18 protein-coding genes and 1 riboswitch are annotated in these 23,416 nt (G+C 35.9%); of the genes, 13 read left to right on the top strand and 5 right to left on the bottom strand.

What is annotated here, in order from left to right:
• Positions 1-56 precede the first annotated feature (56 nt).
• Entirely contained in the window at positions 57-737 is a 681-nt protein-coding gene (locus tag AC3B7A_RS04970) for a type 1 glutamine amidotransferase (protein ID WP_489755034.1), read from the top strand.
• A 105-nt stretch (positions 738-842) separates the two neighbouring features.
• Entirely contained in the window at positions 843-2,600 is a 1,758-nt protein-coding gene (locus AC3B7A_RS04965) for a thiamine pyrophosphate-dependent enzyme (RefSeq protein ID WP_489755033.1), read from the top strand.
• 156 nt (positions 2,601-2,756) lie between these two features.
• Here AC3B7A_RS04965 and AC3B7A_RS04960 read toward each other — a convergent pair whose 3' ends face one another.
• The 3 genes from AC3B7A_RS04960 to AC3B7A_RS04950 form a co-directional block, all read right to left on the bottom strand.
• Positions 2,757-3,137 (bottom strand): VOC family protein, encoded by a 381-nt coding sequence (locus AC3B7A_RS04960; protein WP_489755032.1) that lies wholly within the window; start codon positions 3,135-3,137, stop codon positions 2,757-2,759.
• Between the two features lie 130 nt (positions 3,138-3,267).
• Positions 3,268-5,235, bottom strand: coding sequence for a cation:proton antiporter (locus AC3B7A_RS04955; RefSeq protein ID WP_489755031.1), 1,968 nt, complete (start codon positions 5,233-5,235; stop codon positions 3,268-3,270).
• A 195-nt stretch (positions 5,236-5,430) separates the two neighbouring features.
• Entirely contained in the window at positions 5,431-6,024 is a 594-nt protein-coding gene (locus AC3B7A_RS04950) for an ECF transporter S component (protein ID WP_489755030.1), read from the bottom strand.
• A 388-nt stretch (positions 6,025-6,412) separates the two neighbouring features.
• A riboswitch (Lysine riboswitch) is annotated at positions 6,413-6,597 on the top strand.
• Positions 6,598-6,677: 80 nt separating this feature from the next.
• Between AC3B7A_RS04950 and AC3B7A_RS04945 the strand changes: the two genes are divergently transcribed.
• From AC3B7A_RS04945 to AC3B7A_RS04920, 6 genes are all read left to right on the top strand, one after another.
• Positions 6,678-8,117 carry an amino acid permease gene (locus AC3B7A_RS04945; protein ID WP_489755029.1) on the top strand — a complete coding sequence of 480 codons (1,440 nt, stop codon included), beginning with the start codon at positions 6,678-6,680 and terminating at the stop codon, positions 8,115-8,117.
• Between the two features lie 196 nt (positions 8,118-8,313).
• On the top strand, positions 8,314-9,012 hold the full coding sequence (locus tag AC3B7A_RS04940; RefSeq protein WP_489755028.1) for a Bax inhibitor-1/YccA family protein: 699 nt from the start codon (positions 8,314-8,316) through the stop codon (positions 9,010-9,012).
• A 337-nt stretch (positions 9,013-9,349) separates the two neighbouring features.
• On the top strand, positions 9,350-10,534 hold the full coding sequence (locus AC3B7A_RS04935) for an MFS transporter (RefSeq protein WP_489755027.1): 1,185 nt from the start codon (positions 9,350-9,352) through the stop codon (positions 10,532-10,534).
• An 18-nt stretch (positions 10,535-10,552) separates the two neighbouring features.
• Complete coding sequence (locus AC3B7A_RS04930) at positions 10,553-11,416, top strand: NAD(P)-dependent oxidoreductase (RefSeq protein WP_489755026.1); 864 nt, start codon at positions 10,553-10,555, stop codon at positions 11,414-11,416.
• 23 nt (positions 11,417-11,439) lie between these two features.
• The gene (locus AC3B7A_RS04925; protein WP_489755025.1) at positions 11,440-11,685 is read left to right on the top strand and encodes a hypothetical protein; all 246 of its coding nucleotides are present in this window, start codon (positions 11,440-11,442) and stop codon (positions 11,683-11,685) included.
• Positions 11,686-11,872: 187 nt separating this feature from the next.
• Positions 11,873-14,221 carry an ABC transporter ATP-binding protein/permease gene (locus AC3B7A_RS04920; RefSeq protein ID WP_489755024.1) on the top strand — a complete coding sequence of 783 codons (2,349 nt, stop codon included), beginning with the start codon at positions 11,873-11,875 and terminating at the stop codon, positions 14,219-14,221.
• A 104-nt stretch (positions 14,222-14,325) separates the two neighbouring features.
• Here the strand turns inward: AC3B7A_RS04920 and AC3B7A_RS04915 are convergent, their stop codons facing one another.
• Positions 14,326-15,123 (bottom strand): pyrroline-5-carboxylate reductase family protein, encoded by a 798-nt coding sequence (locus AC3B7A_RS04915; protein ID WP_489755023.1) that lies wholly within the window; start codon positions 15,121-15,123, stop codon positions 14,326-14,328.
• A 130-nt stretch (positions 15,124-15,253) separates the two neighbouring features.
• On the opposite strand from AC3B7A_RS04915, the gene AC3B7A_RS04910 reads away from it, so the two are divergent.
• From AC3B7A_RS04910 to cydC, 5 genes are all read left to right on the top strand, one after another.
• Positions 15,254-16,123 (top strand): DUF308 domain-containing protein, encoded by an 870-nt coding sequence (locus tag AC3B7A_RS04910; protein ID WP_489755022.1) that lies wholly within the window; start codon positions 15,254-15,256, stop codon positions 16,121-16,123.
• Between the two features lie 446 nt (positions 16,124-16,569).
• Positions 16,570-18,033 carry a cytochrome ubiquinol oxidase subunit I gene (locus AC3B7A_RS04905; protein WP_489755021.1) on the top strand — a complete coding sequence of 488 codons (1,464 nt, stop codon included), beginning with the start codon at positions 16,570-16,572 and terminating at the stop codon, positions 18,031-18,033.
• Positions 18,033-19,043, top strand: a complete 1,011-nt coding sequence (gene cydB / locus AC3B7A_RS04900) for a cytochrome d ubiquinol oxidase subunit II (protein ID WP_489755020.1) — start codon at positions 18,033-18,035, stop codon at positions 19,041-19,043. The genes AC3B7A_RS04905 and cydB overlap by 1 nt, the downstream gene beginning before the upstream one ends.
• 3 nt (positions 19,044-19,046) lie before the next feature.
• Positions 19,047-20,777 carry a thiol reductant ABC exporter subunit CydD gene (cydD, locus tag AC3B7A_RS04895; RefSeq protein WP_489755019.1) on the top strand — a complete coding sequence of 577 codons (1,731 nt, stop codon included), beginning with the start codon at positions 19,047-19,049 and terminating at the stop codon, positions 20,775-20,777.
• Positions 20,777-22,501: a thiol reductant ABC exporter subunit CydC gene (gene cydC, locus AC3B7A_RS04890; protein WP_489755018.1), complete on the top strand. Its 1,725-nt coding sequence runs from the start codon at positions 20,777-20,779 to the stop codon at positions 22,499-22,501. Before cydD ends, cydC begins: the two co-directional genes overlap by 1 nt.
• 65 nt (positions 22,502-22,566) lie before the next feature.
• Here the strand turns inward: cydC and AC3B7A_RS04885 are convergent, their stop codons facing one another.
• Positions 22,567-23,259: a GntR family transcriptional regulator gene (locus AC3B7A_RS04885; protein ID WP_489755017.1), complete on the bottom strand. Its 693-nt coding sequence runs from the start codon at positions 23,257-23,259 to the stop codon at positions 22,567-22,569.
• Positions 23,260-23,416 lie beyond the last annotated feature (157 nt).

Genomic DNA, 23,416 nt, shown 5'->3' with positions numbered 1-23,416 from the left:
GACAGTTTAAACTATTGGGGATTAATAGTAAATAGTTTAATGAGGAAATTTTAAGAATGCAACCAATTAAAATTGCTTATTTATATGAAGATTTAATGAATACGTATGGTGATTCCGGCGATGTCAAAATCTTACGCTACTTTTTAAAAAAAGCAGGCTATGCCTGCACCGTCGACAATATTAGTTTAAATGATGAATTTGATGCTTTTGAGTATGATTTCTTATTCTTTGGTGGCGGTCAAGACTTCGAACAAACAGTAGTAGCAAAAGACATTTTGCGCCATCGGCAAACCATTGCTGACTATATTGAAGCTAGCCGACCGATGCTCGGCATTTGCGGCGGCTATCAATTTTTAGGATCTTATTATCAAACCAGTGGCGGTCAAAATATTAAATGTTTAGATATTTTGCCCTTTCATACTGTTTTTAATCCTGACAAACGCATGATCGGTGATACTCATTTTCAGACGGAATTTGGCGAAGTACACGCCTTTGAAAATCATAGTGGTCAAACTTTTTTTGATGATCCAGCGCTGCTAAAACCTTTTGGGCAGATGATTGAAGGCTATGGTAACAATCCTGATGATGGCGTTGAAGGCATGGTCTATAAAAATACAATTGGTAGTTATGCGCACGGTCCTTTACTGAAAAATCAAAATGTTGCCAAAGGACTTGTACAAAGAATAATTAATTCTAAAAAACAAGCGCTTAATAACCCGCAAAACTTTGCTTTATAGTCTAATACCAACTTTTTAATAATGAATAAGTTAAACAGTTCAATTGACTTATCCATTATTTTTTTGTTAGATAAGAATAGTAGTCTACACTAAGGAGTGATTAAAATGGCAAAGATGACTGCTGGTCAAGCTTTAGCAAAAATTTTAGTAAAATGGAATATTAATCATGTTTACGGAATACCCGCTGATTCGATTAATAATACCGTTGAAGGTTTATATCAGGAACGAGAAAATATCAAATACATTCAAGTTCGTCATGAAGAAATTGGGGCCTTAGCCGCAACTGCTGATGCTAAATTAACTGGTAAAATTGGCGTTAGTTTTGCATCTGCTGGACCGGGCGGTGTGCACTTATTAAATGGCCTTTATGATGCTAAGATGGATCACGTTCCCGTTTTAGCCCTAGTTGGTCAATCAGCGACCGGCATTATGAATACTAATTTTTTCCAAGAAATGAATGAAGACCCCATTTTTGCAGACGTGGCACAATTTCATAAACAGGCTAGCAATGCTGAACAAATTCCTTATCTAATTGATGAGGCTATCAGAAGCGCATACGCTACTAAATCAGTTTCGGTTGTCATTTTACCAGACAACTTAGCTGGTCAAATGATTGAATTTGCTGGTTATCAAACCACCGCTATTGCTCAAAAACCAGCTAATTTATTAAAACCAACTGATCAAGAAATGCAACAAGTTATTACTGCACTAAAACATGCTCAACGCCCCGTTTTATGGCTGGGTCAAGGCGCTAAAGGCACACGTGATTTAGCTGTTAAAGTCGTTGAACAATTAAATTTACCGGTCTTAACCACGGTTCCGGCAACTGGTATTATTCCAACTGATCACCCTAACTTCATGGGCTCACGTGGTCGCTTAGGTACCAAACCAGGATTTGAAGTTACAAACGCCAGTGATTTAATTATTTTTGTGGGATCCAATTACCCATTTGCTCGGTTCTTGCCAGACACCGTTAAATTCATTCAAGTTAATAATAATTTAGCTGATTTAGGCAAACAATATGATGCTAGTGTCACCGTGCTGGCTGACAGTAAAGAATTCTTTAAAGCCTTATTAGCAAGCGATTATCACCGTGAAGAATCCAACTTTACCAAAGCAGCCAAAAAAAATAAAATTAATTGGGACAACTGGTTACTGCAATGTGCAAAAGATGATCAAAACGGTCTCCGCGCTGAAGGCGTGATTCAAGCAATTAAAGAACATAGCACTAACAATGCTGTTTACGGTCTAGACGTGGGCAACAATACGGAATGGTCCATTCGGCAATTACCATTTGACCAAGCACAAAAATTTACTATGTCTCCGTGGTATGGAACTATGGGCTTTGGCCTACCTGCTGGTTTAGCTGCTCAATTAAACTATCCTAATCAACAGGTTTGGAGCATTTCTGGCGACGGTGGTTTTGCAATGGTGATGCCAGATCTCTTAACTGAAGTTAAGTATCAATTACCTGTCATTAACGTGGTTTTAGAAAATAATTCTCTGGGTTACATTGAACACGAAAAAATTCAAAATAGCCAATCCATGTACGGTATTAACTTAATTGGAGCCGACTGGGGACAAGTTGCTCAAGCCATGGGGGCTCACGGTTTTACTGTTCATAATCTTGCAGAATTAAATCAAGCGATGAAACAAATTGACGAATTACAAAAGCAAGGCAATCCTCTCCCAGTTGTCTTAGATGCTAAAATTCAAAATATTGACCCAATTGATACTAGTTTTGTTCCAGTTAATGAAGATTTATTTGACCAAGCAACAATTGATCAATATCGTAAATTGTATGATGTTTCTGCAAAACAACAACCATCCTTGCAAACATTAATTAAGCAATTAGAACAATAAGCTAGCTGGTTTCAACCTCAAAAATTAAAAGATGCTTTACTGATAGCAAGGAATTTTCAACTATCGTAAAACATCTTTTTTAATATCAATTATCGTTAATCTTGTAAATGTCATCATCGTACCCATTTACTTTTTAGTAAAATACACTTGCTAACTTCAGGCTTGGTTTCGTTGACAAACTTCAATAACTTCATGATTGGGGCCATAAAAGTTAAAATAGCTAATTCCGTGCTCCCAAAATGGTAAGTGCATCACTTTGTGATCAATGAATTCAAAACCTAGACTCTTAACAAAATCAAAGGCCGCTTGCGCATCATCAGTATCTAACGCCAAATGATTAATTGCTCCATTAACTGGATTAACTTGGTCTTCATACAACTCAATCATCAAATTATTAATTTGTAAGAAGCCCACTTTGCTGCCTTGATTGTCTTCTTGATTAATTAATTCAAAGCCTAACTTTTGATATAATTCAACACTCTGTTCAAAATGAGCAGTTGTAATTCCAACATGAGAAATTCCTTTAAAAAAATTCATTTACTAATCCTCCTCACAATTATTCGACTTTATTATAATCTTTTTTTAATATTCAAAAAAGCCACTTCACAGTTCATGAAAAACTGCCAAGTGGCTTCCTTTTTGACCAAAATAAAAAGTAACAACTAAATTAGTTATCTGACATCATATAAACAAACTGATCAGTTGAAATTTTTTCATTCAAAGCGGTGACCAATTCTGGTGCTAATTTGTGCTTACGCAGTTCCTGTTGCACAAATTCATATTCATATTGAAAAGCAGTAATAATCAATTCGCGCTCCTGATTTTCATCAATTGAACTATTATTAAAACGTTGATGCCGATAAGCATAGTAGTGCTGAACCAAATTAACTTCAGCAATATTATCTGAATTACGTAGTTGTTTTAAATATTTAATAACCGATCGATAACCAATATTCTCTAATTTTCGTAACTGCGCTTTATTACGTTCAATAACTTCCTGGTAATTTCTGATCGTTGATTGTGGACGTTTCTTTTTCAAACGTCGAATCTTGCGCCGCAACTTTAATAATTTCCACCACATTTTAAATTGGATAATTGGATTAGCAATAATTTTACGCATTTGTAAAATTTGTTGACGATTATATTGCCAAACGATTTTTAAATCCACATCTTCATCTTGCACCAGTTGGTCAATGGTTGTAAATTCAATATTCTCTGTTTTTTCCAGCAAATACCGAACTTTTTTCGGATTAGCACGCGAGTTATCTAATTTCTGACTATTCAATAAAGTAATTACGTGACTTACAGCCAAAGGATCCGCATCTTCATTTTCCCGCAATTCTTGGATAGCATAATTAACCAATCGGATCAATTGATCATTAAATTCATTAATTGAAAAAGGACTTTCTTTGGCCGGCAAAATTCGCGGCAAGATTAAGGTTGGTACAATCAAGCTTAATAAAATAATAATTTCGGCCATAAAAATCAGATCAGTTCGAAAGGGAATTAATTTACCACTGCGCATAATCGGTAAAGAAAAAGCCATTGCTAGGGTGATCGTTCCATGAATTCCGCTTAAAGCTACAATCAAACCGTTTTTAACTAAGCTATTATTAGTCGCTGGTAATTTGATCCATTGCCAGTAAGCCCAAAGAAAGCGCATTATTAACATTAACAAATATAAACCCGTAGCTAGTAACAATAAGGTGGAGAAATGTAGATTATTATAATCAGCAATTGCCAATAAATTCCTAGGCAAACTCACACCTAATAAGACAAAAACAAAACCGTTCAACAAATTGGATAAAATTTCCCAAGTGGAAGTTAAAACCACTTGATTCGATGAAGATGTCAAACGCAATTGTCGCTTGTAAATACCAAAAACAACCCCCGCCGCCACAGCCGCCAAAATTCCTGATAGATGTAATTCTTCGGCAACTAGATAAACAACAAAGGGCGCTAAAACATTAAACGGAACCGTAATTGCTGTCGCGTCAAATAAACGACGCTGAAAAATAATTTGAATACTAACCAAAACTAAGCCCAATAAAATTCCGACAATGACCCCACCAACAAAAGTGGTTAAAAAAGTCCCGACGCTATGAACAACACTAAATTTTCCCGTCGCAAAAGCACCCAAAGCTAGATCTAAAGCTACTAAACCAGAAGCATCATTGAATAAAGATTCATTCTCTAAGTTATGCATAATTGGTTCCGGCACTTCGATATCGGCTGTAATTGAAGATACTGCCACAGCATCAGTTGGCGCTACAATAGCTGTTAAGGCCAAGGCTAAGCTCAAAGGTAAAGCATCCCATAACCAGTGAATAAAATACCCACCAACAATAATCGTGAAAATTGCCAAAATTATTGCCAATGACAAAACATTGCGAAAATTATGTCTTAAATTTTTAAAATCAGTATTTTGTCCATCATTAAACATTAAGGGGGCAATAATAATTAAGAAAAAAATTCCTGGTTTTAAATTAAAATGCATAAACTCTGGCAACCATGATAAAGCAAATCCCGTTGCAATTTGATAAAAAGCAAGGGGAATTTTAGGATACAAAGAATAAATAATATTAGCAGCAATTGTTGCACTAATTAACAACAAGCACGTAAAAAATAATGACATAAATTCCTCCTTATTGTTGAATAAACAGCATGCAGGGGGGAAGATTAACATACTTTCAATCACCAAAATCACTGACTTAAAAGCTCCACCAAAAAAATCCATGTCAGTTGCATTAATTGCCTATCAATAAATATATTACCGGATACAATTTTTCAATTGGTCTTCAATAATTTTTTGATAAAAATTAACCAATTTTTAAGATCCTAAAAACTTGTTAGCTTTTAAAATTGCCAAAGAAATAATTGGCACAATAATAATGGCCGCCAATAATTCAGCGATTCCGTTACTACCAATAACACCCATAATTGCGATATTTAAACCATTCAGCGGTACTTTATAAGCCGAAGCCATTGCCGACGCATACAAAATTCGCATTAATCCTAAAACCACAATTGTATTTGTCAAAGTACCAATCATTGCAGCAATGATCATCGCTAAAGTTTGTTTTTTTAAAGTTTTCATCAGTCCACGATAAGTCCAACCAGCAAAATAACCGACCAAAATTCGCGGTAATACGGAAATTAATGGATTGGTGAAAACAATTGTATCTAAGACACTGGATGGCGCCGTATAAGCACGGACTAAAGAACCCAGTCCCCAAATCAAACCTACTAGCGCACCATCATTAGGTCCTAATACGATAGCCGCCGTGATAACAGTAATGTGAATAATAGTAACATTCAATAATCCCAAAGGAATATAACCTAAAAAAGGAGTCATTGATTGAATTAAAATGATCGCAATTAAAATAGCACGAATTGCAATGGTATAAGCTTTACTTTTATGCAATTTTCTATCCCTGTCTTAGTCATCGAAATAATAAACTTCATTAGCCGAAATTGGTAACAATAAACTTAATGATCTATTCTAAAGTTAGGTAGCCCATTAAATTATCATGTTCCAAGAACCACAGCTTTCGTCTCAACATTTCTTATTCAAGCTTCAAATTCATTCGCAAATAAATTTTAATTAAATAAAAGATTATCAGCTAATTTTAACTATACCATTTTTTACAAATTAAATAAAATTAGCCGACACTAGCGCTTTTATTTTTTTTAAAAACTATACCAATTTTAGTCTGATCATTTTAAATTATTAATAAATTAGCTTTTTTTTACTTGATATTTTAACGAAATCTTGACTTTCATTTAATCTGCGCTAAAATTAAAAAGCAAACAATCAAAGAAGAGGTTGCTAAACTTATGATTAACATTATGGTGGTCATGAAGGATCAAGACCATAATGTGAAAGGACTTTTAGCCGAAATAGTAATTAACTTCATTTAATTACCGTTGGGTTCAGATTGAATAAGTCTGAGACTGTCGCAATCAAATAATAAGATTGCGGGGCGCTATCTACGATTTTATCCAGTAGCCTCTTTGCTTTTCGCAAAGAGGCTTTAATCGTTTTTAGGGTCCTCTCAATTATAGGAGGATTTTTTTATGGCGGACAAAGTACAAAACCAAGTCCAACGTAATCTTAAAAACCGGCATGTTTCCATGATTGCCTTAGGCGGTTGTATCGGTACAGGATTATTTATGACTTCAGGTTCAACTATTTCCAAAGCTGGTCCTGGTGGCGGACTAGTGGCTTATTTAGCAATGGGAATCATGGTTTATTTTTTAATGACTAGTCTTGGTGAATTAGCGACTAATTTGCCGGTATCGGGATCCTTTGCGACTTACAATGCTAAATATGTTGATCCAGCCTTAGGATTTGCCATGGGCTGGAATTATTGGTTCAATTGGGCCATTACTGTGGCAGTAGATATTTCCACTGCTGCTTTGTTAATTCAGTATTGGCTGCCCCACACTCCCGGTTGGATTTGGAGTTTATTAATTTTAGTTCTTATCTTTTTAATTAATGCCCTGACCGTTTCCACATTTGGTGAGACTGAATATTGGCTATCATTAATCAAAGTTATTACCGTAATTGTCTTCTTAATTATTGGCTTTGCCATGATTTTTGGCATTATGTATCACCCGGCTGCTGGTTTACACAATTTCACATATAAAAAGGCGCCTTTTGTCGGTGGCTTTCCCGCCATTTTAAATGTCTTTTTAATTGCAGGTTTTTCTTTTCAGGGAACAGAACTAATTGGTGTGACTGCTGGTGAATCTGAAGATCCTGAACACGCTGTTCCGAAAGCTATTAAAGAAGTTTTTTGGCGCATCTTGTTATTTTATATTTTATCAATTTTTGTGATTGCCGCTTTAATTCCATATACTAGCAAGAATCTGCTCAGTGCTGCCAATGGTAATATTGCCGTTTCACCATTTACTCTGGTTTTTAAAAGAGCAGGCTTAGCTTTCGCTGCTAGTTTAATGAATGCCATTGTTTTAACTGCTGTTTTATCTTCGGCTAACTCTGGGGCTTACGCTTCCACTAGAATGCTTTATGCCCTAGCCCATGATAACTATGCTCCTAAATATTTTGGTAAAACCACCAAACACGGCATTCCGTTACTATCTTTAATTGCTACAATGATCATTGCCTTAGTAACTTTTACTACCAGTATTTTTGGACAAAAAATTTATATGTGGTTAGTGGCCGCTTCTGGCTTAACCGGTTTTATTGCTTGGGTCGGAATTGCACTCAGTCATTATCGTTTTCGACGAGCCTTTGTCCTACAGGGTCATCAACTAAGTGAATTGAAGTATCATGCTAAACTATTTCCTTTAGGTCCAATTATTGCTTTAATTCTCTGTATTGTCGTCATTGGTGGCCAGAATATTGACGCTTTTATTCATTGGGATTGGCAACAAATTGGCATTACCTATATTGGAATTCCATTAGTTTTAATTTTATACTTTGGTTACAAATGGAAACATCATACTAAAATTATTCCATTAGAAGAAATTGATATTTCTAGTGAAAAATAAGCAAACTACCAAAAGTTGGAACAACAGCAATAATGTTCCAGCTTTTTTATTACTATTTTTTGGAAAACAGCCACTATCATCCATCAATTATTCAATATTTAGTTTTATTAGCAACCGAGAAATTACCCTTTGATGAGCATTTGACTTTATTCATAGTATCCAGTATGTTTTAATCATTAAAGGTGGAGGTAAATTTATGCAAACTTCTGAAAAAGTTCAAGCAACTGGATTAAGTCGCTTTACTTCATTAGTCTATTTATATACCGGTTTAGGAATCATTTTCTGGTTGATGGCGGCATTTGCTTTAGCTAAAAATCAAGCTTTCACAATGCCAATTATGTTATGGGCAGCTAACCACTGGCTCTTATCGACCATCGTTGTTATCGGCTTATCAATGATCTTATTAACTATGTGTCAACGCTTCGCACAAAGTTCGTACTTAATGACATTTGTCTGTTACTTGGCATTTTTATTTGTTTTTTCATTTTTAGGTGTGCCAATTTTCTTTAGCTATTCAGCCAAAAGTATTGCTCAAGCCTTAGTATTAACTTCCGTCGTCTTTTTTGTAATGGCTGGTTATGGTTACTTTACTAAAACAGATTTATCATCTTGGAGTCGGACTTTGTTCATTGGTTTAATCGCTATTTTAATCGTCTCACTTTTAGATGTTTTCCTATTTAAGAGTCCAATAGTTGCTTTAATTATCAATATTTTAACCATCGTTATTTTTATGGGTTATATTGCTTTTGATTCTCAAGATTTGAAGCGCATGTATGCTAATAGTCAGGGGCAAAATTTAGGCGCCTTAGCATTAGTGGCTTCAGTCAATTTGATTTTGGATTTCATTAATTTATTAATTAATCTCTTATCCATTTTTGGCAATAATGATAATTAAAATTTAACAACTACTACAAGCAAGTTACTGGCTACTCTTTGATGAAAAAGGGTGGCTTTTTTTATTTGCAAGCTACGACAAAGAGCGGGTAAACACCGCCAAGCTAGCCTAGACAAATTAAAAAGTCTGAACTTGACTTTTAATTTGGCGTAGTTAAACACAAATTTCTGACTTTGTGAACGCAATTATATCAAGCTGCGACAAGAAACGGTTAAAGGTTGAGCACTAACCTCAACTGATGATTAAGCCCGAACTTGGCTTGATTAGCAGTTGTAGTTAGGCTCAAGTTTCTGCTTTTGGGAGCGCAATTTTCAAAAATTTTTAGGAGGATCCTTTTTTGAATACTAAAAAAATACAAATTTCCACGTTAATCGGAATTATCGCTTTAACCACAGTAACGCGTTTAGATTCCATTATGGCGCCATCAATTGTCAAAATCCAACAAGCTTTTCCCCAGGCTGATGCTGCTCAAGTCGAATCCATTGCTTCAATTGGTGATATAGCATCAATGATTGCTTCTTTTATTTTTGGCTTTATTTTAACCAAAATAACTTATAAGTACGCTGCCATCATTGGTTTAAGCTTGCTAGCTGCTGGTGGCTTATTGCCTATCATTATTCATCAAAGTGTCAGTCAATTAATCTTTTTTGCTTTAATCGTCGGCTTAGGAAGTGGTGCTATCACTACGGTTTTGCCCAGTTTATCAGCTGCTGCTTATCAAGGCAATCGACGTTCCAATCAATTTGGTTTAAATGTTGCGTTAGAAGATGGCTTTGCAATGGTGTGGATTGTAATTGGCGGTTATTTAGCCAACATTAGTTGGATTCACAATTATTACGTTTATCTCATTACCCTAGTGGCTTTAATACTAGCGATCTTTTTCATTCCTAATATTCGACCTAATGAAAATACTGAAATTAATGAAACTTATGCTGCCAAAAATCACTGGGGCTTGATTATTAGTTTAGTTGTGATGTCCATGTTTGTGGAAGTCTTATCTGCTGTCATGTCTAATAAAATGGCAATTTACTTGCATACTTATCACATTGGTGGTCCTAGTACTTCTGGACAAGCTTTATTATTTGTGCGGGCAGCTTCTATTGTGGCAGGAATTTTAATTAGCGTCTATCGTAAAACTTTTGGTAATTATTTACTAGCTGCTGGGTTTATGGCTTCAGCTATTGGTTCGTCCTTATTTATCTTTTTCCATGCCTTTTGGAGCAGTGCTTTGGGCGCCTTTTTAATCGGAACCGGGACTTCCATCACTTTAATTACCGTTCCATTTCTCTTATCCAACTTAGCTACGGCAAAAGTTTATCCTATTGTCATGGGTTCTTTTTCAGCATTAACCAGTTTAGGCTTTGCTTTTTCGGTTTGGTTTTTCAAATATACAGCGCCACTGTTTAATCACAATCATTTAACCGGAACTTTTGAAGCAATGATTGCGTTAAGCGTTATAATTGTCATAGTACTGATTAGTACTAACCTGCAAAAGCGGGCAACTCAAGTCGTGATGGATTAATGCTGGGAGGTTTTCAATATGAAAATTGGTTTCATTGGTACTGGTGTGATGGGTAATGCTGTTTGTCTCAATTTACTCAAAGCTGGTCATCAACTATGGGTTTATAATCGCACGAAGAAAAAAACTGACAACTTAGTTGCTAAAGGTGCTACTTGGGAAGAAAATCCTCAAGCAGTAGTCGCCCAAAGTGATGTTATTTTTACGATGCTGGGTTTTCCTCAAGACGTTGAACAAGTTTATTATGGTGACAATGGTATCTTTCAAGCAGATGTGCACAATAAATTTTTAATTGATTTAACCACTTCTAAACCGCAGTTGGCACAAAAATTAGCCCAAAGTGGTGAAAAATTAGGCGCCAAGGTTTTGGATGCTCCCGTTTCCGGTGGCGATATTGGTGCCAAGAATGGAACCTTAACCGTCATGGTTGGTGGTAAAGCCGCTGTTTACGACGAAATTAAAGATTTATTTCCAGATTTTAGTGGGCAAGTTCACTTATTTGGTCCAGCTGGTGCTGGTCAAAATACTAAGATGGCCAATCAAATTATGATTGCAGGCACAATGACTGGCATGACCGAAATGTTTGTTTACGCTAAAGCCGCCGGTTTGAATTTGCAAGATGTTTTAACCACTGTGAACGGTGGTAGTGCTGCTAATTGGAGCCTGGAAAATTATGGTCCACGCGTACTCAAGGGTGATTACACACCAGGATTTTTCAGTAAGCATTTTCTCAAGGATTTGCGCATTGCCTTAGATACCGCTGATGAAATGAACTTAAAGCTCCCTGCTACTCAGCGCGCCAAAGAATTATACGAACAATTAGTCGATCAAAAACACGATGGTGACTTAGGCACCCAAGGTTTAATCAAATTGTGGTGGAATTAAAATTAATTACTCAATAGAAGAGGTTGGCACAAAAAACGCTGTTCAGCGATTTTTATTCTGACCTCTTTTTTCTAGGGTTAGGAACTTTGCCTCAAATTGCTTTTAGTGGCAATGATAATCCAATTTTAGATTGGGACAACAAAAAGCTCGTCAACAAAAATCCTACTGACACGAATAATGAACGCCAAATCAATGAACAACGGGGGAGTAAAACTAGCTTAAATGACTATTTTGATCCTTACCAAGTCACGATTAAAGCGGGCAAATAAACAGCTCACCTCACATATACTATTAAAATGTGCCGTAGACACTTTTACTTACAGCTAGTTAAATTTCAGTATTACTGGAAGCCTAATTTTTTCCAACTAGATTTCCCCTAAAACATCATAGTTTTCCACTCTAAAAAGCGTTAGAATGAGCTAATAAATAATTAAAATATTAATTGGGGAGAAATTTATGCTGAAACTGCAACATATCAAAAAGTATTTCACTGTGGGCGATACCACCACTAAGGCATTAGATGATGTCTCAGTGGCGTTTCGTTCACAAGAATTTGTTTCAATCCTCGGTCCATCCGGTTCTGGTAAAACCACCATGCTCAACATTATTGGTGGTTTAGATCACTATGATTCGGGTGACTTAATCATTGATGGCAAGTCAACCAAAACTTTTAAGGGCGCTGATTGGGATGCTTATCGTAATAATACCGTGGGGTTTATTTTTCAAAATTATAATATCATTAGTCATTTAAGTATTTTAGACAATGTCAGTTTAGGTATGACACTAAGTGGCGTTTCCACAACAGAAAAAAAGCACAAAGCACAGCAAGCTTTAGAGCGAGTAGGCTTAAAAGATCACTTATCTAAAAAGCCCAGCCAATTATCTGGTGGTCAATTACAACGAGTGGCGATTGCCCGGGCATTGGCTAATGATCCCCAAATTTTATTAGCCGATGAACCAACCGGAGCACTAGATACTAAAACCAGTAATGAAATCATGCAGTTAATTCAAGAATTGTCCAAGGAACGCTTAGTCATCATGGTGACGCATAATCCCGATTTAGCTCATCAATATTCTGATCGGATCATCGAATTCTCTGATGGTAAAATTCGTTCCGATTCTAATCCTTACCAAGAACCTGATGAAAAGGCTCATTTCAATCCGGTTCGCACAAAAATGAGTTTTTGGACTGCTTTAAAATTATCTTTTACCAATATTAAAACTAAAAAAGGTCGTACCTTTTTAACTATTTTGGCTTCTAGTATTGGTATTATCAGTATCGGTGTCGTCTTAGCTTTATCCAATGGTTTTCAAAAACAAATTGATTCCACACAATCAGAAACGCTTTCGCAATTTCCAATCACAATTTCGCAAGTCACTGCTGATCAAAAGCAAATGCAAAAAAGTGATAGTTCCGGTAGTTCTAATAATCAAAAATTTGCCACTAATAACCAACTAACTGCTCAAGCCAATCAATTAACGGCTGCCCAACATTTGAATAAGATTACGCCCCAATTTTTAAAATATATTCGCAAAATCAAAAAATCGGATAGTAAAAATATTGCTTACACATACACCACTGGCTTAAACCTAATTCGTAAGGTCGACGGTCACTATCGTCCGGTTTCTTTTGCTACCACTGACAGTAGTAGTTCCGAATCTAATAACGCCCAAAGTATGGTTACCTCAAACTTAGGTGTTGGCGGCAGTGTTTATCCAGTTGATCGGAATAATCAACAAAGTTTTTTAAAGAAAAATTATCGTGTTCTTGCCGGCAAATATCCGACTAATAATCACGAAATCGTCATGATTACCGATAAACAAAATCATTTAAACTTGGATGCTTTAAAAAATCTCGGTTTCAAGTTTAAAGATCAACAAAACGTTCAAGCTAATCAATTGTTAAATACAAAAATCCAAGTCATTGCTAATAATAACTTTTATCAACAATTACCGACCGGTAATTTTGTTCCCAGCCCAAATTATAGTGAGATGGCTCAATCTCAGGACACGATTAATTTAAAAATTGTGGGTATTTTACGCACTAAGTCTAAAAATTCCGATGGTTTATTGTCGAGCGGTATTGCATACTCCGATCGGTTAACTAAAGAAGTTATTAATATTAACAAAACTTCCAAAATTGCCCTGGCTCAAAAAAACAGTACTAATAATGTCATCACCGGTACTCCTTTAAAAGGCATGGAGGGTGCTTTAACACTCACTGCTTTAGGAGCCACGGCCACGCCAAATTCCATTCAAATTTATCCTAATAACTTTAAAGATAAAAATAAGATTACCGCTTATTTAGATCGTTACAATAAGCATAAAAGTAAAGCTAATCAAGTTATGTACGTTGATCTAGCTGGTAATATCACAAGCATTACTGGTGGTTTAATGGATGCTATTACCTATGTTTTAATTGGTTTTGCTGCCATTTCTTTAGTAACTTCCATGATTATGATCGCGATTATTACCTACACTTCAGTAATTGAACGTACTAAAGAGATTGGCGTTTTACGGGCTCTAGGTGCCCGCAAAAAGGATATTACTCGCGTCTTTGATGCTGAAACAACAATTTTAGGAATTGGCTCTGGTATTTTAGGAGTAGTCATTGCTTGGCTTTTAACCTTCCCAGCTAATGTTATTTTGCAAAATATGACTGGTTTAAGCCATGTTGCTAAATTGAATCCAATCCACGCAATTGTTTTAATTATTGTCAGCACAATCTTAACAGTTTTAGGCGGTCATATTCCAGCTCGGATGGCTTCTCAAAAAGATGCTGCTACGGCTCTTAGATCAGAATAGTCATCACTAATTTTGTAATTTAATGCCAAAAATAAAAAACTTGTCTCATGTTTAATTAATAAACTGTGACAAGTTTTTATTTTATTAAAGTCAATTATGATGGTTTATTCTTCACACGCTTTAATTGCCTTAATCAAAGCACCGCGAAAGCCATTTTCTTCTAAAGCAGCTACCCCGCGAATGGTGGAACCACCTGGAGTTGCAGAGTAGTCTTTTAAAGATTCAAAATCTAATTTTTGCGCTTGAACTAATTGAACAGTTCCCGTTAACATTTTTAAAATAATTTCGTGACTATCTTGCCGATTCATGCCGTAAAAGACCCCAGCATCACTTAAAGCATCCATCATTACTGCCATTAAAGCTGGTGTACAGCCAGCAATTGTGCCATAAATACTTAGTTTATTTTCCGGAACCACATAAACTTGACCAATTTGCTTAAACAAATTAACAACCAGTTCTTGGTTAGCCACAGTCTCTTGCTCTTTAAAACTAACTGCAATAATTCCTTGGGCAATTTCCACTGCCGTGTTCGGAACAGCTTTAGCAAAACTAGCTGAACTTGGTAATAATTGATTGATTTGATTCAAATCACCACCAGAAACTGAAACAATCATGCCTTGATAAGCAGCTGCACTTAACTCTTGAATTACTTGAGCAACCGCTGGAGCGGGAATAGCTACCAAAATCAAATTACAAGCTGTTAAAGCTTGCACTGAATCAGCTGCAGACAAACCGTACTGTTCAATTAATTTTTGAGCAGTTTGATGCCGACTTTTTTGAACCATAATATCCTGTGGTGCTAGTTTGGCTTTTAATAAGCCCTTAACCATTGCACTGCCAATGCGACCAGCGCCGATAATCCCAATTTTCATTTTTATCACCTCAATTTTTTCATTGTACATTATTTTTAATTAATAATAAATTATTGGTTTCAAACCGTAGTTTGCGGTAAAATGCAATTAACTAGACAAATTAAAAATAATAGCTTACAAGTACTAATTATTTAAAAAACAAGCTGGAGGTTCTCTTATTATGAAAATAGCAAGACTGATTACGGGTACCATTTCCATTATCTTAGCTATTGTAATCATCATTCAATTCAAATTTGATAGCTTTATTCAAGCCTTAATGGGCTATGCCGACCTTGGAAGCACCGCCAGTGTCTTGGTAGCACTAGCTTTCTTAGTCGCTGGAATTATTTATATTGTCTGCAATTCCAGCACTAGTGTGGTTCCGGCTATCGTTAGTTTTATTATTTTTATTTTAGGCGGGGTTATGGGCATCTTTAATGCTCTTAGTTTTCCCGGATTGATGATTTGGTCATGGATTGGCATTGGTATCGGAACATTGATGGTAATTGCCAATTTAATTAATAAATTTTTCTTCGCCCCACCAGTTGATGAATATGGTAATTCTTACAGTAACAGTGCTTATGATCCCAATAACGCTTATCAAAATCCGACTAGTGGTTATACCAATCAAACAAATTTTGTTAATAATCAACCCAATTCAATGCCGAATGGTTATCAACCACCCCAAAATCCTAATGATCAATATCAGATGTCAAATAACTATCCACAAAATAATCAATATCAAGCACCTAATAATTTTCAACAACCCCCTTTAACTTCTAATAATAATTATCAGGCACCACAGCAACCACAACCGCAGGCACCACTACCACAAGAGCCAAATAATAATCAATTCAACCAACCAATGAACGATTACCAACAACCAGCCCAAGTAGATAATAATATGCCTAATAATCAATCTGGCCAGATACCGATGAATAATTATCCTAATCCAAACGATCCCAACAATTACTATCAACCACCTATACAAAATCCAGTTCCACCGGCCAATAATTCGCACCGGCGCTTTAAAACCAAGAACAATTCTTAAACAATAAAAAGCTAACTTTTGCCACCTTTTCTTCACATTTTCATCATAATTAATTAATATGATTATCAATGTAGTTAACCGTATAGTTGCTACAACATATAAATTGTATTCACATCCTTACTCCTCCAAGAAGTGACAACTAACGTTGTTGCTTCTTTTTTATTGCCATTTTTAGATTATGACTTATAACTGAGAATTGTCATTTATTTAAAAAAAGTAACCACCGAAAAAGAGGCAACCACTAGATAAATAATAATTATGCATTAAACTTAATAAAGTGGTGCTTTACATTTTAAATCATCAAGATTTTGATCACTTAATTGACTAGAATTATGTTATTTTTGGTCAAAAAAGCATTTATTTTGCTAATTTTATGTTACAGTAATAGTTGGTAATTTGTGTATTAATGTAATTAATTTTACATAATCCAAGGAGTGTGAAGTCAAGTGTTAACTTTAAGTTTATCGTTGTTATCATTAGCAAGATTTCAGTTTGCAATGACCACAATTTTTCACTTCTTTTTTGTGCCGTTCTCAATCGGTTTAGGCTTCCTAGTTGCCATCATGGAAACTATCTATGCCATCAAAAAAGATGATATTTACAAAAAAATGGCACAATTTTGGGGCAAAGTCTTCTTATTAAGTTTTGCCGTCGGAATTGTTACCGGCTTAATCCAAGAATTTCAATTCGGAATGAATTGGTCCAATTATTCTCGCTTTATGGGTGATATTTTCGGTGCACCATTAGCCATTGAAGCGTTATTGGCATTCTTTTTGGAATCCACTTTCATTGGTGTTTGGATGTTTACCTGGGATCGTTTCAAGCCGGGAATCCATGCCTTATTTATTTGGTTAACTTCCATTGGTACAATGCTATCAGCCATCTGGATTTTAACTGCTAATAGTTTCATGCAGCATCCAACTGGTTTTACTATCAACGCTAAAACGCATCATGCGCAGATGACTGATTTTGGTAGTATTGTTGGTAATCCTCAATTATGGCGGGTTTTTCCCCATTTGATTTTAGGAGCCTTTGTGACAGCTTCCTTTGTCATTATTGGCATGAGTGCCTGGGCTTTAATTAGAAAGCAAACAGATAAAAAGTTTTTCAAAAAATCATTACGTTTCGGTTTGTGGTTTGGCTTAATTGCTTCCATTGGGGTCGTTGTTGCTGGTGACTATCAAACCCAACAAATCATTGAAGATCAACCAATGAAATTTGCCGCTACTGAAGGTGAATATCAAGATACTGGTTCACCAGCTTCTTGGAAAATTGTGGCAACTTTTGATACCAAAGATCACAAAGTCAACCACGAAATTTCCGTTCCTTATATGTTAAGTTTGTTGGCTTACCACAAACCTCAAGGTTCAGTTAAGGGTATGAATACCATTAACAAAGAACTCAAACAAAAATTTGCTGATAATAAGAGTAAAAGTATTCGTAATTTAAAGAATTTTTATGTTCCAACCACAGCTATTTTCTGGAGCTTTAGAATTATGGCTGGCTTTGGCGCCCTCTTTATTTTAATTGCTTTAGTGGGCTTATATTTAACCAGACCTAAGAAAAATCATATTGAAAACCAACGTTGGTTCTTATATATCGCTGGTATTGCTTTATGGTTGCCATTTGTCGCTAATACCGCTGGTTGGTTAGTGACTGAGTTAGGTCGTTATCCATGGATTGTTTATGGATTATATACTATTGCCGATGCCGTTTCACCTTCAACTACGGTCGGTCAGTTAGTCTTTAGTAATATCTTATATTTCTTGTTATTTACTGTTTTAGGTGGCGTCATGATCTTTTATGCTCGGCAAACTCTGCATAAAGGTTTAAGTGCCATTGAAGGGCCTAGTGCCACACAAAAAGATGCTGTCACTTCCGATCCATTCGCAAAGGAGGCCTTTGACTAATGAGTGCTTTACAATTTATTTGGTTCGTTTTAATTTGTATTTTATTTATTGGCTTTTTCTTTCTTGAAGGTTTTGACTTCGGTGTCGGTATGGCCTCTGGTATCATTGCGCGCACTGATGAAGAAAAACAAACAATGTTAAAAATCATTGGTCCTCACTGGGTGGTTAACGAAACTTGGTTAGTAACTGCCGGCGGTGCAATGTTTGCCTCATTTCCAATGTGGTATGCTAGTTTGTTTTCTGGCTACTACGTGATGTTTATGCTCGTTTTAGCAGGACTCATCATTCGTGGCGTGTCCTTTGAATTTGCTGACCATGCTGAAACTAAACGTGGCCGTCACTTATGGTATAACGTCTTTGTTGCTGGTAGCTTGATTGCTCCCTTAATGCTCTGCATTATTTTCTTCAGTATGATTCAAGGTGTGCCGATTAATGCTAATGGCGATATCCATGCTGGTTTCTTCGATATTATCAATTGGTTATCACTAGTTGGTGGCATTGCAGGCGTCTTAATGTCATTAATTCACGGTTTAAACTATACTCGTTTAACAACTACAGGCATTTTAAGAGAACGAGCACGCAACTTAAATCGTTATTTATACCCCGTTTTATTCGTTGGTGAAGTAGTATTTGCTTTATTAGTCATTTTCCAAACTGATTTCTTTACTAACAAACCAGTTTCTAGTACTTTAATTACCTTAATGATTGTGATTATGTCCATTATTGGTACTTGGGGAACTTACAAAGATCATGAAGTCTGGAGTTTAGTTGGTAGTGGTTTATCCTTAGCCTTTGTTGTTTTATTAATCTTTAACGGCTTATTCCCACGGGTAATGATTGCTACTAACCCAATTCATGACATTTTAATTAAAAATGCTTCTTCCTCACCAGCTGCTTTAACAGTGATGACGATCGTAACTTGTGTCTTATTACCAATTGTTTTAATTTACTTTATTTGGTCATACTACATTTTCGCTCATCGCGTACCGACCAAGAAAGCGACTCGTTAATTTATGATAGATCAGCGATTATTTAAATTACCAAAAATAAAATCGCTCTTTATAATGCTTGCAGGACTAACTGTCTTGCAAGCATTTATGATTTTATTACAAGCTAGTTTTCTAACTAAAGCCCTAGTGCAATCGTGGCAACAACATTCTTTGAACCATTTGTGGTTACCAACGAGTGGTTTTTTAGTCGCCTTTTTATTGCGCCACTTAATCACTTGGGGTAAAAATATTATCTTAGATCATTTTGCCACTAATACGACAGAGGACATGCGCCACCACATTCTTGAAAAGATTTACCAAGCTGGCCCAGATCTAGTTGCTCAAAACGGTTCTGGCAATTTAGTAACTGAAACTTTAGATGGTATGGACAAGGTTAATAACTATTTCAATTTAATTTTATCTAAATTCATGGATATGATGATTATTCCCTGGGTAATTTTGGTCTTCATTTTCTGTCAAAATAAAACTTCTGGCTGGATTTTAATCTTAGTTTTTCCCATTATCATTCTTTTCATGATTATTTTAGGCTATGCTGCTCAAGATAAAGCCGACGCTCAATATGATGAATACGTTGTTTTATCTAATCATTTTTTAGATGCTTTGCGGGGCTTAACTACATTAAAAATGTTGGGTTTAAGTAAAGACTATGCTCAAAACGTTCAAACCGTTAGCGAAAATTATCGTAAAAAAACCATGAGCACTTTACGAATTGCAATTTTATCAACCTTTGCGCTTGATTGGTTTACTACTTTATCTATTGCGTTACTGGCAGTCTTTTTAGGATTAGCGTTAATCAAGGGGACGATTCCCCTTTATCCCGCTTTAGTTACGTTAATCTTAGCGCCAGAATACTTTTTACCATTACGTAATTTTGCCAATGACTATCATGCCACCTTAGATGGTAAAAATGCCTTTAGTGCTGCCAACGAATTACTCCGACACCCAACAGTCCAACGCCAAGCATTGTTAAATGACAAGCAATGGAATCAAGACAGTCAATTGATAATTAAAAACTTAAACTTCCAATATGATGCGGCACAATCATTAGTCAATCTCAAAGACATCAATCTACAATTACACGGTTATCAAAAAGTGGCTATTATTGGTAAATCTGGTGCGGGTAAAACGACTTTATTGGATACTTTAGGGGGCTTTTTAGCACCCAAAACAGGCTCCATTCAAGTTAATGGTCAAGAAGTAACTCATTTATCGCAAACAAATTGGCAAAAGCAAATCACCTATTTACCACAAAAACCATATTTATTTAGTGATACGATTGAAAATAATATTCGCTTTTATCAACCAAAAGCCACAACTCAGCAAGTACAAGCTGCGGTTGAGCAAGCCGGTTTAACTGCCTTCATTGCTAGTTTACCCAAAGGATTACAAACTTATGTTGGTGAAGGCGGTCGTGGCATTTCTGGCGGTCAAGGTCAAAGGATCATGTTAGCACGAGCCTTTTTGGCTCAAAAACGACGAATTATTTTATTAGATGAACCGACAGCGCACTTAGATATCGAAACTGAGTATCGCCTCAAGCAAACAATGTTACCATTATTTGAGCAACACTTAGTAATTTTTGCAACCCATCGACTGCATTGGCTGCAGCAAATGGATTACGTCATCGTGTTGGATCACGGGCAAATTGTCGAGCAAGGTTCTATTACTCAGTTACAACAAGAAACTAGTGGTCCATTTTATGATTTAACTTTCCGAATGCGAGGTGACCTCTAATGTGGAAAAATGATACTTGGGTCAAGCCGTATTTAAAACAATATAAGTTTTTGTTAGCCACCGCCTTATTATTAGGTGTCTTAACTATTTTTTGTGGTGGCGCCTTGATGTTTGCTTCTGGTTATACGATTGATCGTTCTGCCACCCATCCGTTTAACATTCTATTGATTTATCCAGCAATTTTATTAACCCGAGCCTTCGGAATTGGGCGACCAACTTTTAAGTATTTGGAACGGTTAAAAAGTCATAATTGGGTTTTAAAAGTTACCTCTAACTTACGAACACGTTTATACCAAACCGTCGAAAAAGACGCGGCTTTCTTTCGCGAAAAATATCAAAGCGGTAACTTATTAGGTCTCTTGGCCGAAGATATTGACCATTTACAAAATCTATATCTACGCACCGTTTTTCCAACCGTGGTGGGCTTAATTTTAGCAGTTTTAATTACGATTGCCCTCGGTTACTTTGACTTATGGTTTGCTATCTTAATTGCAATTTTATTATTATTAGAAATTTTAGTTATACCATTAGTTTCGACGGCCATTGAAGCTGCACGCCGCAACCACCAAAAGCAACTTAAAGATCAACTTTACACCCAATTAACAGATAATATTTTAGGGGTTCAAGATTGGATTTTGGCTGGTCGCCAACAAGATTTTCAAAATCGTACCTTACAAACAGTGCAGCAATTGAATCAATCTAAATTGACCAGTAAACATTTCCGCTGGCGACGTGATTTTTACTTGCAAGTCATCCTCGCGCTAATTTTTCTAGCGATGCTTATTTTTACTAATTTACACTTTACCGGTAGTCAAGAATTAGCCAATTACACAGCAGCTTTTGTCTTAGCAGTTTCACCAATTGGCGAAGCTATTATTCCAATTAGTCAAGGTTTTGAAGAATATCCAGTTTACAAAGATTCTATCAATCGCTTAAATCATTTAAAACCCACGCTCCAACAATTACCTGCAGCCCAAAGTTTAGCTGCTGTCGATTTTCAAACTTTAAAATTGGAAAACTTACAGTTTGAATACGATGCTGATTCGCCCATTTTACTGACTAATTTTAACCAAACCATCCAACGCGGACAAAAGTTAGCCTTAATTGGTCCTAGTGGTACGGGCAAAACCACCCTTTTACAATTAATCAATGGTGATTTAGCCCCACAAAAAGGCCAAGTCACTTTAAATGGCATTAACGTTCGGGCTCTACAGGCTGAGCAAAAGCAGTTATTTTCGTTTTTAAACCAACAGCCATTTTTATTTAACACTTCAATTATGAATAATGTTCGGCTCGGTAACGAAAATAAATCGGATGAACAAGTTAAAGCCGCTTTAGCGGCGGTCCAATTAACTGATTTAATTGAGCATTTGCCAAACGGTTACGAAACTTCAGTCCAAGAAGCTGGGGCACGTTTTTCTGGTGGCGAGCAGCAACGCATTACTTTAGCGCGTATTTTGCTTCAGGACGCGCCGATTGTCTTACTTGATGAACCAACGGTCGGCTTAGATCCAATTACCGAACATGATTTATTAGAAACTATTTTTACCGTCTTAAAAGATAAAACGATTATTTGGGTCACACACCATCTCCAAGGCATTAATCACGTTGACCAAGTAGTTTTCTTAGACCAAGGTCAAATTAAAATGCAAGGTAATCCCAAGAAACTAGCGCAAACTAATCAACACTTCCAAGACTTATACCACATGGATCGCGGAATGTAAGAAAAATGGAACAACAAACTAAAGTTCATTGCAACTTTTAGTGATAGTTGTTCCATTTTTTTAATTTACAGGTAAAATTTAGTTGTTTGATAATTATAAACATTCTCAGAATAATCAAATATTTGCCCATTGGTTGTATAAAAAACCTCTTGCACAACTAACCCAAAACTATTTTTGGGCAAAACTAGTTGTTGACTTTCCTTATTAGTTAATGGCCGCACTGCAAAATATTTATCGGAAAAACCAACTTGAATTTGATAAGTTTGTGCTAAATAATGAAAAATTGAACCTTGAGCAATATTTTGGTCTAAAAAACACACATATTCTGTATTATAATACGAATTTTCTAAACATAAGACTCGTCCATTATCTAATTTTTTGCGTTGGACTTGATAAACAGACGTGGTTATTGAGCAGTTTAATTTGGCAGCAATTGTTGAATTAGGCTGCTTTTTTTGTACATCTACGACTACATTTTGGAATTGATCAACATCTAGGTCATTAGTCCAGCCGTGATTAGTTTTACAAAAATTAATGTAACCTGACTTAGGTGGCTTTCTAACATAAGTCCCACTACCTTGAACTTGATAAATTAAACCATCCCATTCCAATTCAGATAATGCTTTTAAAATCGTTGTCTTACTTGTTTGATATTTAGCCATCAGCGTTGTTAAACTGGGTAACTTATCTCCTTGTTGTAAATAATTTTGCTGGATAAAGCTTAATAATTGTTGAGCAACTTTTTGATACTTGAGCATTGAATTGCCCCCTTCAGTTTTCTTAATTTTACCCTTAACTCGTCATGTTAACTAATAAATTTAATATTATTCAACAAGAAATCGTTTGCAAAAAAGCATCTTTTGTCTTAAACTGTACGTGTACAATTTTAAATTGTAATACATTGCTGATACTTAA

The organism is Bombilactobacillus sp. ESL1202, from assembly GCF_058107125.1.
Note: the sequence above shows the minus strand (reverse complement) of the source record. Positions and strands in the feature narration are given on the sequence as shown.